The sequence below is a fragment of the Spirillospora sp. NPDC048824 genome (genome assembly GCF_043198455.1).
Taxonomy (GTDB): Bacteria; Actinomycetota; Actinomycetes; order Streptosporangiales; family Streptosporangiaceae; genus Spirillospora.
On the sequence record NZ_JBICUS010000026.1, the window covers coordinates 14,991 to 28,961 of the forward strand.

Here is a 13,971-nt window from a genome sequence, read left to right on the forward strand (position 1 = left end):
CCGTTCCCCACCCTGTGACTCAGGTCACCCCGCCCGGTGAACCTGCTCCGTCAACGCCGTGATCCGCTCCGCCGCCCGCCGGAACGACGTCCCCGCCGGATGCAGCGTCAGGACCACCACGATCTTCCGCTCCCCCACCAGCCCGGTCGTGTGCAGCACCGGCCGCCCCAGCCCGAGATCCGGCTGCCACGCCGCCGGCTGCGCACCACGGAACCTCCCCGCAGGAGCGTCCCCGAACCCCGACCACCCCTGCTTCACGGCCCACGGCCTCCCCACCGCCCGCGGAATCCCGAACGTCTGGTCGAACCCGTCCGTCCCGCAGGGCGTCGACTCCCGCAACTGCTCCAGCACGAACTCCCGGTGCGCCTCCGGCGCCTCCTCCAGCAGATACCGGTACGTCCGGACCACGTCCCGCGCACTGAGCGCCGTGTACCCCCAGAACCCGGGCCTGTCCGCGGGCGGCGGCGCCGTCTCCCGCAACCCCACCCGCGGCACCATCCGCTCGATGATCTCCTTCTGCCCGCCCCGCCGCCACAACTCGGTCGCCGCCCGGTCGTCGCTCGACCTCAGCATGTCCCGCATCAACGCCCGGTCATCCGCCGAGACCCGGTGCTCCCGCATGTAGTCCAGCGCCACAAGGATCTTCACCAGCGAGGCCGACCGGAACGTCTGCCGCGGCCGCCGCTCCACCACCACGCGCCCGGCCACCAGATCGAACACCACAAACGACGCCCGAACCCCCTCGGGCACCCGCACAACGCCCCGAGAAGACTTCGGCGCCGACCTTCCGGCCCCCGGACTCCCGCTCACCGTCCGAGCCCCTCCCCCGGCCCCGCACCCGCACACCAGCCCCAGGCAGACAAGCCCCGCCGGCCCTGCCCGCACAGACACCATCAGGCCCGCCTACCAGAGATCCGCGGTCCCATATCCCGGTACGCACGACCCGGCAGACTGCGCTACAGTAATCAAGCCCGCTGCAGCGGGCACCGGGACGTGGCGCAGTTTGGCAGCGCACTTGACTGGGGGTCAAGGGGTCGTGGGTTCAAATCCCGCCGTCCCGACACAGAAACACCAGCTCAGAGGCCGTTTCCTCCACTCGGAGGACCGGCCTCTTGATCGTTTGTTAGCCATTCGTTAGTGAACTCGGCCGCCCCTCGCGGCACTCGCCCGGTTCACACGGGACCAGGAAGACCGGCATCCGCCCGCTCCGCCCCACCGGATGTTCACACGTCCCGCCGCCTGTCCGTCTGTCCCTCGACGACCCGCGATCGATCCCGAGTCCTCTCGATCACCCGCACGGGCGGCCCCGCGGGTCGGCACCGCGAGGTCATCTCACGGCGGTCGGGTCCTTCATGGAACCCGGCCGCCTCCCCTGGGCTACTTCCGGCCCTGCCCTCGCGCCGATCCGCCCGATTACGCGTTGATCAACAATGAAGCCTCGCGGCGCCCTGTCTCCGCGGCCTGCTTACGGCGTGTACCGACAGAGGCGACAACAGAAGCCCCGGTCCCTCGCGGGCCGGGGCTTCTTCGGTGTCATGTCCGGGCGTTTAGCGCTTCAGAATCGCCAGGAGGCTCGCGAACTCGTCGCGGCGCAGGGTGAACTTGGCGCCGGCCGGGTCTTTGCTATCGCGGATACCCACGGCCTCGCCGAGGTCGGCCAGTTCGACGCAGTTGTCTCCGGCCTCGCTGCTACGCGACGACTTGCGCCAGGTCACGTCCATCGCTCTTCCACAACCTTCCGCATCAGTTCGACCGACGCCTTGGGTGAAAGCGCCGCCGCCTGGAGCCTACTGAAAGCCTCGCTGACGAGCGCGAGGTCCTTCGGCTCAGCGCTCGTCTCGCCCCCGATGTTGTGCTCCAGGTACACGATCTCGCTGCGATCGGGTTGAGTCGCGATCACGAACGGTGCTCGGGCGTCGCGGTAGTAGCCGATCGGGGCGATCTGGATCGTGATGTTGTCACGCTCCGACATCTCGATCAGATGCTCCAACTGTTCGCGCATGATCTCCCGGGAGCCGACTTCACGGAGGAGGACGGACTCGTCCAGCACAACGAACACGGTCGGAGCGTTCGGTTTGGTGAGGATCTTCTGTCGCTGCATCCGCTCGCGGACGGCTTCGTCGTCGCACAGGAGCACACGTGCGTACGCCTCAGTCTGCAGAAGCCCATAGACCAACCTGATCTCGAACGCACGCAGCGCATCAGCGGACGCCTCGGCCCGGGGGAAGTCTGCAAAGAACCTCGGGTAGCTGCTGGAACGCAGGAGTTCGTCCCATGCATCGACCAGTGCGGGACCCGAGTCCAGCACCTTGTCCAGTCGTTCGGCGAAGTCTTTGCGGCACTTGGTGCGCCCGGACTCGACCTGCGAGATGTAGCTGCGGGTGACTGCCGCCCGTGCTGCGAGTTCCGTCCGGTTGAGCCCTGCTTCTTCTCGGAGGCGCGTGACCTCTGCGCCGAAGGAGACGGTCTTCGATGTCGGTTTGCGTGCGGCCACTGCTTCGCCTCCACGTGAGTGAGGGGAACCCACCTACCAGCGATCGTCAGCGCCACGTGTGTGCTGGGGCGCTTCGGTGGTAACGCTACGCGGAGGAGTTCAGTCTGTGCGGTGAGTTACCAAAAACCGTTCTGGCAGCGAAGGTCGTGCCGATGTCCGCAGCACCGCAAGCTCCTGAAGTCCCGACGCTCGTCCTCGATTCCACCGATCAGGCACCGCGCCTCGCGCGCCGGTTCCTCGCCGAACAGTTCGCCGGCTGGAGCATCACCGACGACTACACAGGCCGCCTCGTGGTCTGCGAGCTGACCACGAACGCCTGCAAGCACGGCGAAGGCCCGATCGTCATCCGGCTCTTCCTCGACCCGGACGATGGGCAACCGGTGATCGAGGTATCGGATACCGGCACGGGACATCCCACCGTCCAGCCCCAGAACTACGCCGCCACCTCCGGCCGTGGCCTGCAGCTCATGGCGGAGCTCGTGCACGAGTGGGGAGTCAAACGCCTCGCCGGTGGCCGCAAGGTCGTCTGGGCCAAGCTGCCCTGACCATGCGAGATGGAAGGCAAAGAGCGCTGGGACCACGCTCCGGTGAGGAGACGATGCGAGTCACGTTGCTGCTACTGCAGTACCTCTTCCCGGAATGGTCGATCACGCTGGATCGAGACGGGATGTGGAGGGCGACGGGGCGCGTCCTGATCTCTGCGTCCGACCTGGACGGATTTCTGGACCTGCTCCACACCGCCGACCCGGAAGCCTGCGAGCGCGCAATCCTCCAGCTCCGAGAGGCCGGATGAGCGACCGGCGAGAAGCAGCCCCTCCTTGAGGTGAGGCTGGCGAGCGTCGCGATGGAGAGCCGTTCGATCACGGCCGTCGTCGACTGGGGCGGACTAGGCCCGTGGGCGCCGACGGCGTTGTTCTGCTCTGTGCATTCTGCGGCAGCGGAGCCCACGCATTCGGGAAGGCGGCCATGGCCAGGCGCGCTTGTGCGTTCGGGCCGGCCGGCGGGGGTGCGGGGGCATGGCCTGCTGGTCGTGCTTGTCGCGTGTGCGCGGCGGCCCTTCGAGCGGCGTCGGCCTGGGCGTGACGCCCCTGAAGGTGTCGCAGCTGAGCGATGGTGTCGAGCAGGGTGATGAAGTTGGCGATGAGCAGCATCATCGACACCACCGTTCGGTCCTTCGCTGTGCCGGTGAGCGCGAGCAGGCGGGCTGTGGTGCGCAGCGCGTTGCCCGCCGGAGTCGGCATGGGAATGCGGCCGTGGGGGGCGCGGGCCGCGCGGTCGTAGGCATCGGCGGCGCGGTGGAGGTGACGGTTGCCGGTGGCTCGGGCTGCGACGTGGAGGGCGTCAGAGGCCGCCCAGCAGGCGTCCTGTGCGGCATGCGGGTTGGTGACAAGGTGCCGTCGGATCTCGGCGGTGGCGAAGGCGGCGGCGCGGGATGCGTCGTCGTAGAACGCCTGGCGCTCCTCCGGCGTCAGCTCATCGTGGTCGGCGGCCGGCTCGCGGTGCGCGGCAGGCGTGGCCCAGCGCTGGCGGAGACGGAATAGTGATAGGTCATCGGCGAGACGGCTGCCGGGATACCACGTGGGCTCTTCGCCATCGTGGTCAGGGGCGAAAGCGATGGCGTAGCCGGTGATCTGCCCGTGAACGATCTGGCTGTAGCGCAGCTTGACCAGAAGTTCCTCGCCCCGGAGCCGGTCGAGGAACTCGCTGGTCGTCGCCGACTCGTCTGCCGCGCGGCGGACGGCCGTCCGCAGCACGGCCCGTCTTGTCCGCTCGGACAGATGTCGTCCGTCCAGCGGGCGGAACGGGGACGACGCGCGGACGGACCCGTCCGCGCCCGTCCACCGGCGGCGAAGCTTGGGCAGAGTGAGATCGGCAGCGAGCTTCCCGCCGCCGTACCAAACGGGACGTCCATCGCCGTTCAGATCGTCGGGGAGGGCGACGGTGTAGCCGGTCACCTCGTCGGCCGCCCGCTCGCTGAAACGCCGGCGGATCAGGACCCCCTCGTCACGCAGCCGCCGGAAGAACTCCGCTTCGCTGCTCGCTCCGGCCGCCGCCGTCTGGACTGTGCGTCGCAGAAGCGTGCGGGACGGTAGCGGCCGACCGTGGCGGGCGGCTTTCTCGATCTCGCCCCGGCTCGGGCGCCGCGCCGCCGTCCGGTCCGCCGGAGCCGTCCGCCGCAACCCGTACCGCTGCTCGACCGCGCGGCAAGCGTCCCGGACGCGGTAGCCGTCGTTCCACACATCGGGCCGACCGCCGTCCTGGCGCGCCAAGGTCGCCACGATGTGGACATGGTCGGCGGCATGCCGGACGGCCACCCACCGGACTGCGCCGAAGTCCCCGTCCGGAGCGAGCCCGACCCGGTCCATCACCTCATGAGCGATCCGCTCCCATTGCCGATCGGACATGACCGGGTCCTCGGGCGCCGCCCGCAACGGAAGATGCCACACCGGCTGCCGATAGTTCCGCTCCCCCAGCAGCGCCAACGGCTGCGTGAGCAGCGCGTCCAAACGCCGAAAATCCCGGCTCCCATCCGCCCCCACCCCAGGCTCCAACTCCGGCGCGCTCCGGAAACCCGCCACCACATGCGGATCGCGATGCTCCTCATGCCGGCCAGGACCGTACAGGTAGCGCAGCAGCCCCTGGACACGCTCTCCACGACGGATCTTCCCGATCAACCACGGCCCCCGGCCGACCGGTCACGGGAGCCGATGCCGCAACTCCTGAGCCAGCTCATCGAGTCGGTCAATGCTGCGCGCCGCCGCCTGCGCGTACCAGCGAAGCTGCTCGACCAGTTCCCCGGAGTTCAACGCCGCAACGGCCTGATTGAGATTCACGCCGACCCGCTGCACCTGCCCGGCGGCGAACAACACCGCCGCCAACGCCTCTCGCAGCACGGCGTACTCCGCAACCACTCGTCCCTGCGCCGCCGCCAGACTCGCCTGCGCGGCGAACGCCCCCAGCGCCAACCCCTCGTTCGCCGCCGCAGCCGCCAAAACCGCATACTCCTGCTCCGACAGCGCGATCCTCACCGACCGACTCCGCTGCTGCGCCCGAACCGAACGACGCCTCCGCGGCACCCCGGACCCCGACACCGACTCGCCGATCTCGAACGTATGCCTCACCCCCTCGGGGATCGCGCCCGATCCCTCTGCCCTGGCTGGACCGCGCCCGGCCCAGCCACACAAATGAACGTTGCCTATTACTTGCTCCGCGCCAGTGAAGCCCCCCGATACCTGCCGACGCCCCGACCCGTCCCGACAATCAAAAACGTTGATGCGGCGAACAGACGCCTAAAAACACTGAACGTCATCCTGGACGAGCCCCCGAGCCAACGCCAGCATGGCGCTCGGCGTGGCGCACCTGGCCAAGGGAGGTCTCCAGATCGCCGCCGACGAGTGCGAGCACAAGACCAGAGCGTCACGAGCCTCAGCGATACACATCCACGGCTTCCCCTGCCGGATGTCGCTGAGATCGCCTCACTACGGAGTGGACCGCTTCGACGGCAGCCCGGTCGCCGCCGCTTCGGCCGCCTCGGCCGTCCGGCCACGAACCTCCAGGGTGGCCCAGCCACTGGCCTCGCTTGTGCCTGGGTGACGGGTGACCCGCATAATGACGTCGTCTCCGGCAAACCAGTCGATGCCTGGACAGCAGGAAGGTCGACCGACCGGGTAGGTCGGGAATCCAAGCCTGGAACCTGTTCCGCTCAGGAGAGGAATGTCTTCGACTCTGAGCAAGCCGGTGCATAGGAGAGATCGGTCCTCTGTGGCCAGAACCTTGACATGGGCTGGCCGTCAATTCACCCAATCGACCGGAAGGTATCGGAAACCGCGGATCCCCGCTTCATCCAAACTCCGCTTCAACTCTACGCCCACGAAGATCAGCGACAAGTTCTCAGGAACCCTAAAAATGCGCCGTGCCATAGCATGCCTCTTGCTGGCACGAAACGCAGGGAAAGCAAGAATTTCGTAGCTGGGATAGCTTTGGATCACGGACCCTTGCAAATCAACGATGCAGTCGATAATTGTGGTCACCTGAACCAGAAATAGATTCTTCCTTTCCAGCTCACCCGTGGCTATGGTGTGGATGCATCCAGGCGACGTCGACAATATCTCATAGGCCGACACATCGCACACGAAATTATCTATGTATGGATAATAGAATACATTTGGACGAACCTCCGAGTCGCCCTGTTCCCATGTGAATTCTACGGGTTGGCCTAGTGGTGGGTAAGCCCTCCGCCGATCGTGATCACTTACCTTGACAGGGAAGATTTCTTCTCCCCCATCAAGCATCCCGTACTCATCTACGTCCAATTCGAGCATGTAGGCCATAGGTAGAGCTTAGCCCGATCCACCGGTGAATGATCGTCCAGGTGTCGGGAACGGCAAAAGGGATGCCCCGTGGCCTGGGATGATGGGCTTGTCGAAGGCTTCATCACGCAGGATCAGCGAGGCATCCCGTAAGTGCAATCCTCTTATGCCGCCGAGGCGGTCTCTTCGGTGTTCGACGAGGACAACCTGATCGCCGATGCGGGCCTGGTGCCGGTGGTCCGGCTTGCGGAGCGGGCCGGTCTGGCCGGGATGGTCGAAACCGCGGTACGAATCAACGGTTCGGGTAACGACGGTGGTGCGAACCCGGCGGCGAAGGTGATGTCGCTGGTGGCGGCGATGTGCGCCGGCGCCGACAGCATCGATGACGCCGACCGGCTGCGGCACGGCGCGGTGCGGTGGCCTTCACCGGGGTTCGGGCGCTCTCCACACTGGGCACGCTCCTGCGGTCGTTCACCCACGGGCATGCCCTGCATCTGCACGCGGTGCACCGCCGGTTCCTGGGCGAGCTGGTCAGGCCGGCGCCGCTGCTGCCCGGCGCCGACCAGGTCGCCTTCATCGACGTCGACTCCACCCATAAGCGGGTGTTCGGCCGCGCCAAGCAGGGCGCGCAGATCGGACGGATCAAAGGCGTACGCACCCTGCATCCACTGCTGGCCACGATCAGCACCCCGACCGCCGGCCCGATCGTGGCCGCGGCGCGGCTGCGCCAAGGCCGCTCGGCCGACAGCCGGGGAGCGATGCGCCTGGTCACCGAGGCGCTGGCCACCGCACCGCAGGTCGGAGCCACCGGCATCCGCGTACTGCGTGCCGATTCGCAGTTCTACAACGCCGATGTGGTGGCCGCCTGCCGCCGCGCCGACGCCCGCTTTTCGATCACCTGCGGCATGAACCCGTCCATCAAGCGGGCCATCTCCGCCATCGGCGAGGACGCGTGGACGCAGATCCGCTCCCCGACCGGTGTACTCGATCCCGACACCGGCGAACTGATCTATGACGCCCAGGTCGCCGAGATACCCGCCTACACCGCCTTCACCGGCGTGGATGCACCTGTTCAGCACCGTCCACGCCCCACCCGAGAGCGTCTGACCTGCCATTATCCACCGCCCGACGGGCCCGACCGGAACCCCAACACGTAAAAAAAACAAGGCAGACCAGCCGATCAGCCCTGCCCGCAATCCGCCGCCAACTCGACAAACCTCACCGAAACGACCGAGAGAGCAACCTCGAACCACCATCGGTGGATCGAGGCTAAGCGGTTACCGCAGCAGATCGCGCACCGCATCGTCGCTCCCCCTCTCAGGGCCTTCGACGCTGGGCTTCGACCCCGCCCGTTTCCAGACGAAACCGCCAGCCTGCTACGGGGCCTCCTGGCAGCTACCGGACCACTTACACCGGCAAGCGACGACGAGCTTACGAACAAGATCAGCCGCTCATGCGGCATCACCTCCCGTTCTGCTGGGCGCACGAAAAGCGTTCACCCCTGGGCGCCGCCTCGACCTTTAGAGGAGAGAGACGCTGATGCTCACCGGACCGGTAACGCTCTGGTGAATAATCGAAAGATGCGCGGACTTGGTCTGATACATTTTCTGCATCTCCCAGGACCAGATTTCGCCATCTGGCCGACGATACGTATCGGCGATACGCCATCCTCTACTTTCCAGATGTCGCGTCACTTGCTGGGGCGGGATCGAGGGATCGAGCCGAGTGGCCAGGTAAGGAGAATCACCCGAATCACAAACGGCCACAGTCCTAAGAGGGGGGCTGTTCAGCACCGCCAGTTCGGCCGCGACCGCTCCCCGAATGCGTCTCAACTCCCTCACCCCCTCCTTGCACTTGCCCTCCTCCCAGGAGGAAAACCCGATCACTGCGGCAATCGGTACGGCCAGGACGACGGCAACCCCCACCACCACACTCACCATCAAACGATTCACGGGACTTCCTCTCGACCGTTCGAAACGTGCCCGCGACCTCGGCCATCATGCCACACATCACCACGTCCGCAGTCAGGTCTGACAACCATCGACGCCCCCTTCTTTCACGGTCACTCGGTGACCTGCAGTTCGCCTCTGCCGAGCAACCCGAAGCCGACTGCTCGCAGATAAGCCCGCGGATCCGGACGGTTGAATCGGCTCGGATGATCACTGGTCCATTTTCGCGCGACCGAATTGTTGTGCTGATCGACCGCGGAATCAGCTCTCACGCTTGCATCGGAGCTGACGTTCTGTCCAAACTCGTGAACAGGTTGGCCAGCACAGGCGAGACCGCAGAACCCTGCGGGGTCCCCCGATGGGGTGTTCTGCTCCTATGTGAACCCCGACCGTGCGCGGGTGCCGATCGACCGTGAGCTGTATGTGCCTGGCTCCTGGTTCACCGACCCGGAGCGGCTGGCCGCCGGCGTCTCAGACGCCACGGTGTTCGCCACCAAGCCCGAACTGGCGTGGCGGATGATCGAACGCGCCACCGACGACCCGCCGATGGTGTTCGGGTGGGTCACCGGCGACAGGCCTACGGTGACGACATCGCCCTGCGCGCCCGCTGCCGGGCCCGGGGCCTGAACCACGTGTTCGCCGTGTCCTGCGACCATCCGTTGGTGCTGAGCGTGACCAGGACTCGGGTCGATCACGCGTTCGCCGCGCTGGACGCCGGGGCGTGGCAGGTACTCGGCCGGGCCCGGCGCCAAGAGCGGGCGGTACTACGACTGGGCATAGATCGGCCTGGACGGTGAATGGCTGCTGGCCCGCCGCTCGATCTGCGCCCCGTCCAAGGTGGCCTACTACCGCTGCTGGGCGACCCGCCCGGTCGGGGGTGCCCGAACTGGTGCGGGTGGCCGGGTCCCGCTGGAGCGTCGAGGAGGTGTTCCAGGCAACCAAGAACGAGTTCGGGCTGGACCATTACCAGGTCCGCGGGCACATAGCCTGGTACTGGCACATCACCCTGGCCGTGGTCGTCCACGCCTATCTGGCGTTCCTGGCCGCCGACCCGACACCCAGCGCGCCGCTCGAACTGCACGGCCACCACCACGACCACGGCGAGGAACGCGATGAACTCGCCACACAGGTGGCCTCAGCGGCAGGGACAATCGCAGCGTGAGCGGGATGACGGTGATGATCCGGACGACATGGTGTCGCTTACTGGAGCGCCCCGAGTTGGGTGGAGGCCCTGATACCTGGAAGGGTGAGGGGCTATGGCACCCCCGAGGAAGTACTCCGCTGAGCTGCGTGAACGCGCGGTCCGGATGGTCTTTGAACTACGTGAGCAGACAGGTGAGAGGACCGGGACGATCGCCCGGGTCGCCGACCAGCTCGGGGTGCATCGGGAGGCGTTGCGGACCTGGATCCGGCAGGCCGAGGTCGATGGCGGGCAGCGTCGGGGGACCACGACCAGCGACGCGCAAAGGATCGCCGAGCTGGAGCGCGAGAACCGGGAGCTGCGGCGGGCGAACGAGATCCTGAAGGCCGCGTCCGCGTATTTCGCCCGGGAACTCGACCCGAAACTGCCGCGCTAGTCGAGTTCATCGATTCCCACCGGGAGCAGTTCGGAGTTGACCCGATCTGCGCTGTGCTGGAGTGTGCGCCGTCGACGTATTGGGCGGCGAAGAAACGCGAGGCCGAACCGTCGGCTCGTGCGGTGCGTGACGAACAGTTGAAGAAGGAGATCGTGCGGGTGTGGGAAGGTCCGGGCCGGCGGGTGTACGGGGCGCGGAAGGTGTGGACGCACCTGAATCGTGAAGGTATCAAGGTCGCCCGGTGCACGGTGGAGCGGCTGATGCGCGAGGTGGGCATCGCCGGAGTGTGCGCGTCCCGCGAGCGGCCCCGCACCACGATGGCGGGCGTGGAGCGGCCGGGTGACCTGCTGGAACGCGACTTCACCGCGGATGCCCCCAACAGGCGGTGGGTAGCGGACATCACCTATGTCGACACCGCCGCCGGGTGGGTGTACGCCGCGTTCGTGCAGGACCTGTTCTCCCGGGCCATCGTGGAGTGGCAGGTCGCCGATCACCTGGGCGCCGAACTGGCCTTGGACGCGCTGGAAATGGCGATCTGGTCACGTGGCGGCATCGACGACGGCCTGGTCCATCACAGCGACAGGGGCGTGCAATATACGGCGATCCGGTACGCCGAACGGCTGGACCAGATCGGCGCGGCCCGTTCGGTCGGCAGCAAGGGCGACTCCTTCGACAACGCCGCCGCCGAGTCGCTCAACAGCCTCTACAAGAAGGAACTCATCGACTTCCATGGCGGCTGGGAGAATGTCATGGACGTGACGCCTGCCACGATGGAATGGGTGGCATGGTACAACACCGAAAGGATACATTCCTACTGCGGGAACATTCCCCCGCGCGAGTACGAGGAAGCGTTCCACCGGTCACGCGGCTCAGCGACCCAGGCCGGCTGAGAACCAACGATCTGAGCCTCCAACATCGCCGGGGCGGTCCAGGGACACTCAGGCCGGGACGATCGACTCGCGGTGCCCAGGCTGCGGTCGGGGTCGTACTACCCCGAGTGGCTGCTGCCCTGCCCTATTTCTGGGGCTTCAACAGGGCGGGCGGGGGCCACACGTCCCCCCCCCGCCAGTCAGATCACTAATGGAAAATATGCGGCAAGTCAGAAACTTGACACCAAGGATCTTCACAGTACCTTGGGCCAGTTATGGCTTGCTCGCCGTCGAGTCGGCGCCCGCTAAATTCACCTGGAACCCAGCTAATAGATTCAGGACGCTTTCCCGTCCTCAGCCTACAAAATTCTTCCACAACTATACGCACCGTGGATATTGGCAAGGCACAACGAGGATCCAGAGTCCGACCGTTATCCATATCCGCAACAATTAGAGGATCAGCACTGGGCGGCTCTGGGTTGTCGGAAAGCCAAATGTTATTTGCCAAATATTCTTCCACGGAAACTACAGAACCAACAGGAAGAAGCCACTTTAGCGCTCCATGCGTTTTATGACGATTTACCATGACCTGGAGATAGCTATCGAACTCCCGGTCGACCTTGGCCGGGTTTCGATGTGGAGCGGCAAGAACAAAAGTTGCGAAAATATCACTTTCAACACCTGAAAGAAAGTCGCTTCGGCTAGCCGTGCCGAGTATATCGCCTATCAGGCGGTCCAGTCTGGTGCCTGTCAAGGAATACAGTACTTGCCCCCGAAAGAATGCGTGCAGTACCAGCATGATACTCCCTTTCAACTCGCCGAACAGACGGACTGGCCTCCCGCCAGAGATACTACCCCAGCGAGAGGCCGGTCGAAGCGATCTAACGATCAACCTCTTCCGAGAAGGGTCAACCCATTCCATCCATCACTGTTTCTCCACCAGATGGTCAGGTTAGACCCGCTAGGAAGAATTGACGGCACTGCCGTCGAGCAAGAATAGGGACCAGCGCAGACTCCCTTCGGGTTGTTTATAATCGCCGTCGCACTCGTAACACCCTTGTTGCGCATTGCTAGAGCAATCTTGGTCTCCACGTGACTGGCAGCATCAAATTTGCCGGTTGGATCGTGAGGAAGGCCAGACGCCTTTATGGCGTCGCTAACGGCAGGGAAGGATCCGTGCTCACCGCTCGACACGGGATTGCCGATCCTTCTGCCAGCGCCATCAACAACCTGGCCCGTTGTTAGTTTCTGGCCAGCAAGGTCGTCTGCGACACCGTCAAACGCATTTCCACAGTTGTGAACCAGAATCGGCGTTCCGCCCGCAGCAGCATAGTAGGTGTGGTCGCCGAGGACGGTGAGGTTGTGGACGCGTTGATTCTGGATCGTCCTGTGTGTGATGGCGGTGATCTGGGTCCAAGTGCCGGTACTGGCTCGTAGCCACATGCCGGGCTTGAGGTCTTCGGCCTTGGCCCAGCGGCCGTAGTCGGGGAGCCAGAACGGGTGCTCGTCGGTGGCGACGATCTTGGCGGTCTTGGCACCATGGTTGCCGTCGATGTCGATGGTGAGGGTCACCAGGTGCTTGTCGCCTTGGCTGGTGATGGTGTCGGTCCACCAACGCCATCGAGAGCGTCAACGCCCGGATCCGCCGCGCGGTCAAAGCCCGCGGGCACTTCCCCAACGAGCACGCCGCCCTCAAGTGCGTCTACCTCGCCGTCATGAGCCTGGACCCCACCGGCAAAGGCCAGAAACGCTGGATCAGCCGCTGGAAGCCCGCACTCAACGCCTTCGACATCGCCTTCGAAGGCCGCCTGTCAGCCAACCACCACTAGAACCCACAAGATCGAGTTACACCGTTAACTTGACACTCCCGCGCGCCTTCCACGCCCGCGCGACCACCGCCACCATTCCGCGCTCACCTGATCGGCGTCCCAGCTCGGCTGGCCCGCTCAGCACACCGGCTGATCCTGCACCTGCCCCGCAACTGGCCCTGGGCCGGCGCCTGGCAGCAGTTGTTCGACACTGTCCATGCCCCACCCGACAGCATCTGACCTGCCGTTATCCACCGCCCGACCGGGCCCGACCGGAACCCCAAGACGTGGAGAAGCTGGGTAAACCAGCCGATCACCCCTACCCGCGGGCGGCCCATAACTCAGCCGTCCTCCCGAAAGGACGAGAGATCGACCTCGATGCACCATCGGTGGATCGAGGCTTAGAGAATGCCTCGCTTGACGTCTTCGTAGACTCTCGACCACCAAGAGCCACGCTGACGATAAGCTTCGCTGTCAGCCTTTTTTACGCTTTTGGCCAACTTCTTACCGTACGAGGTCCTGCTCTTCTCGTAGTCTTCGTCCTCACCTTCGTCTTCTTCCGGGAATGCTTCGAGGAAGGCCTTCCACGCCGCCAACGCATCGAGAAATGCCGGCAGCGAGGTATTGACGATTCGAACGTCCCCCTCGAGGCAATGCACGACCGTCCCTGCGACATCTACGCAGTACAGACCCGGAACACCGGTTTCATTCTGCCCGAGCACGAAGGCCTGCCTTCCATCGGGCAGGTTGAGCGGCTCCAACGGATGGTGATTCTCGCACGGATAGAACATACCCTCGATCTCCCGGGGGAGCCCGAATTCCTTGAGGGCGAGAGCCGCGTCGGTCGGCACGCCTGCGGATTCGATCGCCGCGGGCGAAAGGTCCACCTTTCCGACCTCTTGCCATGATTCTATTGAGAGCCATTTCGGCGTGTAGGACATGTTGACTTCTCCCGGCATCAGGT

At 65.2% G+C, this 13,971-nt stretch carries 17 protein-coding genes, 1 tRNA gene, 2 pseudogenes and 1 other annotated feature; of the genes and pseudogenes, 9 read left to right on the forward strand and 11 right to left on the reverse strand.

The window, feature by feature from the left end:
* Window positions 1–24 precede the first annotated feature (24 nt).
* Complete coding sequence (locus tag ACGFIS_RS33910; protein WP_392912768.1) at window positions 25–720, reverse strand: hypothetical protein; 696 nt, start codon at window positions 718–720, stop codon at window positions 25–27.
* A gap of 267 nt (window positions 721–987) precedes the next feature.
* On the opposite strand from ACGFIS_RS33910, the gene ACGFIS_RS33915 reads away from it, so the two are divergent.
* Window positions 988–1,061 (forward strand) — tRNA-Pro (locus ACGFIS_RS33915).
* 486 nt (window positions 1,062–1,547) lie between these two features.
* Here the strand turns inward: ACGFIS_RS33915 and ACGFIS_RS33920 are convergent.
* Both ACGFIS_RS33920 and ACGFIS_RS33925 read right to left on the reverse strand, forming a co-directional pair.
* Window positions 1,548–1,721, reverse strand: a complete 174-nt coding sequence (locus ACGFIS_RS33920) for a DUF397 domain-containing protein (protein ID WP_392912770.1) — start codon at window positions 1,719–1,721, stop codon at window positions 1,548–1,550.
* Window positions 1,712–2,494, reverse strand: a complete 783-nt coding sequence (locus ACGFIS_RS33925) for a Scr1 family TA system antitoxin-like transcriptional regulator (RefSeq protein WP_392912771.1) — start codon at window positions 2,492–2,494, stop codon at window positions 1,712–1,714. Before ACGFIS_RS33925 ends, ACGFIS_RS33920 begins: the two co-directional genes overlap by 10 nt.
* 152 nt (window positions 2,495–2,646) lie before the next feature.
* Here ACGFIS_RS33925 and ACGFIS_RS33930 point away from each other — a divergent pair, with 152 nt between their 5' ends.
* A complete protein-coding gene (locus ACGFIS_RS33930) occupies window positions 2,647–3,039 on the forward strand; it encodes an ATP-binding protein (RefSeq protein WP_392912772.1) in 393 nt (130 codons plus the stop codon).
* A gap of 53 nt (window positions 3,040–3,092) precedes the next feature.
* Window positions 3,093–3,287: a hypothetical protein gene (locus tag ACGFIS_RS33935; protein WP_392912773.1), complete on the forward strand. Its 195-nt coding sequence runs from the start codon at window positions 3,093–3,095 to the stop codon at window positions 3,285–3,287.
* Window positions 3,288–3,354: 67 nt separating this feature from the next.
* Here ACGFIS_RS33935 and ACGFIS_RS33940 read toward each other — a convergent pair whose 3' ends face one another.
* The 4 genes from ACGFIS_RS33940 to ACGFIS_RS33955 form a co-directional block, all read right to left on the reverse strand.
* Window positions 3,355–5,001, reverse strand: a complete 1,647-nt coding sequence (locus tag ACGFIS_RS33940) for a relaxase/mobilization nuclease domain-containing protein (protein ID WP_392912774.1) — start codon at window positions 4,999–5,001, stop codon at window positions 3,355–3,357.
* 189 nt (window positions 5,002–5,190) lie between these two features.
* Window positions 5,191–5,523: a hypothetical protein gene (locus tag ACGFIS_RS33945; protein ID WP_191334482.1), complete on the reverse strand. Its 333-nt coding sequence runs from the start codon at window positions 5,521–5,523 to the stop codon at window positions 5,191–5,193.
* Between the two features lie 762 nt (window positions 5,524–6,285).
* Window positions 6,286–6,825: a hypothetical protein gene (locus tag ACGFIS_RS33950; protein ID WP_392973679.1), complete on the reverse strand. Its 540-nt coding sequence runs from the start codon at window positions 6,823–6,825 to the stop codon at window positions 6,286–6,288.
* 9 nt (window positions 6,826–6,834) lie between these two features.
* Window positions 6,835–7,209: a hypothetical protein gene (locus ACGFIS_RS33955; RefSeq protein ID WP_392973681.1), complete on the reverse strand. Its 375-nt coding sequence runs from the start codon at window positions 7,207–7,209 to the stop codon at window positions 6,835–6,837.
* A gap of 11 nt (window positions 7,210–7,220) precedes the next feature.
* On the opposite strand from ACGFIS_RS33955, the gene ACGFIS_RS33960 reads away from it, so the two are divergent.
* The gene (locus ACGFIS_RS33960) at window positions 7,221–7,961 is read left to right on the forward strand and encodes a transposase (protein ID WP_392913553.1); all 741 of its coding nucleotides are present in this window, start codon (window positions 7,221–7,223) and stop codon (window positions 7,959–7,961) included.
* Window positions 7,962–8,324: 363 nt separating this feature from the next.
* Here the strand turns inward: ACGFIS_RS33960 and ACGFIS_RS33965 are convergent, their stop codons facing one another.
* Window positions 8,325–8,756, reverse strand: coding sequence for a hypothetical protein (locus tag ACGFIS_RS33965; RefSeq protein WP_392913555.1), 432 nt, complete (start codon window positions 8,754–8,756; stop codon window positions 8,325–8,327).
* Window positions 8,757–9,131: 375 nt separating this feature from the next.
* Between ACGFIS_RS33965 and ACGFIS_RS33970 the strand changes: the two genes are divergently transcribed.
* From ACGFIS_RS33970 to ACGFIS_RS33980, 3 genes are all read left to right on the forward strand, one after another.
* A complete protein-coding gene (locus tag ACGFIS_RS33970) occupies window positions 9,132–9,380 on the forward strand; it encodes a transposase (RefSeq protein ID WP_392913371.1) in 249 nt (82 codons plus the stop codon).
* Window positions 9,381–9,630: 250 nt separating this feature from the next.
* Window positions 9,631–9,915, forward strand: a complete 285-nt coding sequence (locus ACGFIS_RS33975; RefSeq protein ID WP_392913373.1) for a hypothetical protein — start codon at window positions 9,631–9,633, stop codon at window positions 9,913–9,915.
* A 94-nt stretch (window positions 9,916–10,009) separates the two neighbouring features.
* A protein-coding gene (locus tag ACGFIS_RS33980; RefSeq protein WP_392913375.1) for an IS3 family transposase occupies window positions 10,010–11,220 on the forward strand; the annotation gives its coding sequence in 2 pieces (ribosomal slippage) (window positions 10,010–10,295 and window positions 10,295–11,220; 1,212 coding nt in all).
* Window positions 10,288–10,401, forward strand: a sequence feature (AL1L pseudoknot). (Overlaps the previous gene by 114 nt.)
* 187 nt (window positions 11,221–11,407) lie before the next feature.
* Here ACGFIS_RS33980 and ACGFIS_RS33985 read toward each other — a convergent pair.
* Window positions 11,408–11,998, reverse strand: coding sequence for an Imm1 family immunity protein (locus ACGFIS_RS33985; RefSeq protein ID WP_392913377.1), 591 nt, complete (start codon window positions 11,996–11,998; stop codon window positions 11,408–11,410).
* Window positions 11,999–12,087: 89 nt separating this feature from the next.
* Window positions 12,088–12,771, reverse strand: coding sequence for a DddA-like double-stranded DNA deaminase toxin (locus tag ACGFIS_RS33990; RefSeq protein ID WP_392913379.1), 684 nt, complete (start codon window positions 12,769–12,771; stop codon window positions 12,088–12,090).
* 35 nt (window positions 12,772–12,806) lie between these two features.
* Between ACGFIS_RS33990 and ACGFIS_RS33995 the strand changes: the two are divergent.
* Both ACGFIS_RS33995 and ACGFIS_RS34000 read left to right on the forward strand, forming a co-directional pair.
* A pseudogene (locus tag ACGFIS_RS33995) lies at window positions 12,807–13,028 on the forward strand (transposase); the annotation flags it as partial.
* Between the two features lie 53 nt (window positions 13,029–13,081).
* Window positions 13,082–13,247 (forward strand): annotated as a pseudogene (locus ACGFIS_RS34000) (IS1380 family transposase); the annotation flags it as partial.
* 161 nt (window positions 13,248–13,408) lie between these two features.
* Here ACGFIS_RS34000 and ACGFIS_RS34005 read toward each other — a convergent pair.
* Complete coding sequence (locus tag ACGFIS_RS34005) at window positions 13,409–13,948, reverse strand: SUKH-4 family immunity protein (protein WP_392913381.1); 540 nt, start codon at window positions 13,946–13,948, stop codon at window positions 13,409–13,411.
* Between the last annotated feature and the right edge of the window lie 23 nt (window positions 13,949–13,971).

What these genes read in the sequence shown, in the direction of transcription:
- ACGFIS_RS33950 (WP_392973679.1), bottom strand. Translation starts at nt 6,825, where the DNA reads ATGGCCTACATGCTCGAATTGGACGTAGATGAGTACGGGATGCTTGAT.
- ACGFIS_RS33935 (WP_392912773.1), top strand. Translation starts at nt 3,093, where the DNA reads ATGCGAGTCACGTTGCTGCTACTGCAGTACCTCTTCCCGGAATGGTCG.
- ACGFIS_RS33985 (WP_392913377.1), bottom strand. Translation starts at nt 11,998, where the DNA reads ATGCTGGTACTGCACGCATTCTTTCGGGGGCAAGTACTGTATTCCTTG.
- ACGFIS_RS34005 (WP_392913381.1), bottom strand. Translation starts at nt 13,948, where the DNA reads ATGTCCTACACGCCGAAATGGCTCTCAATAGAATCATGGCAAGAGGTC.
- ACGFIS_RS33920 (WP_392912770.1), bottom strand. Translation starts at nt 1,721, where the DNA reads ATGGACGTGACCTGGCGCAAGTCGTCGCGTAGCAGCGAGGCCGGAGAC.
- ACGFIS_RS33930 (WP_392912772.1), top strand. Translation starts at nt 2,647, where the DNA reads ATGTCCGCAGCACCGCAAGCTCCTGAAGTCCCGACGCTCGTCCTCGAT.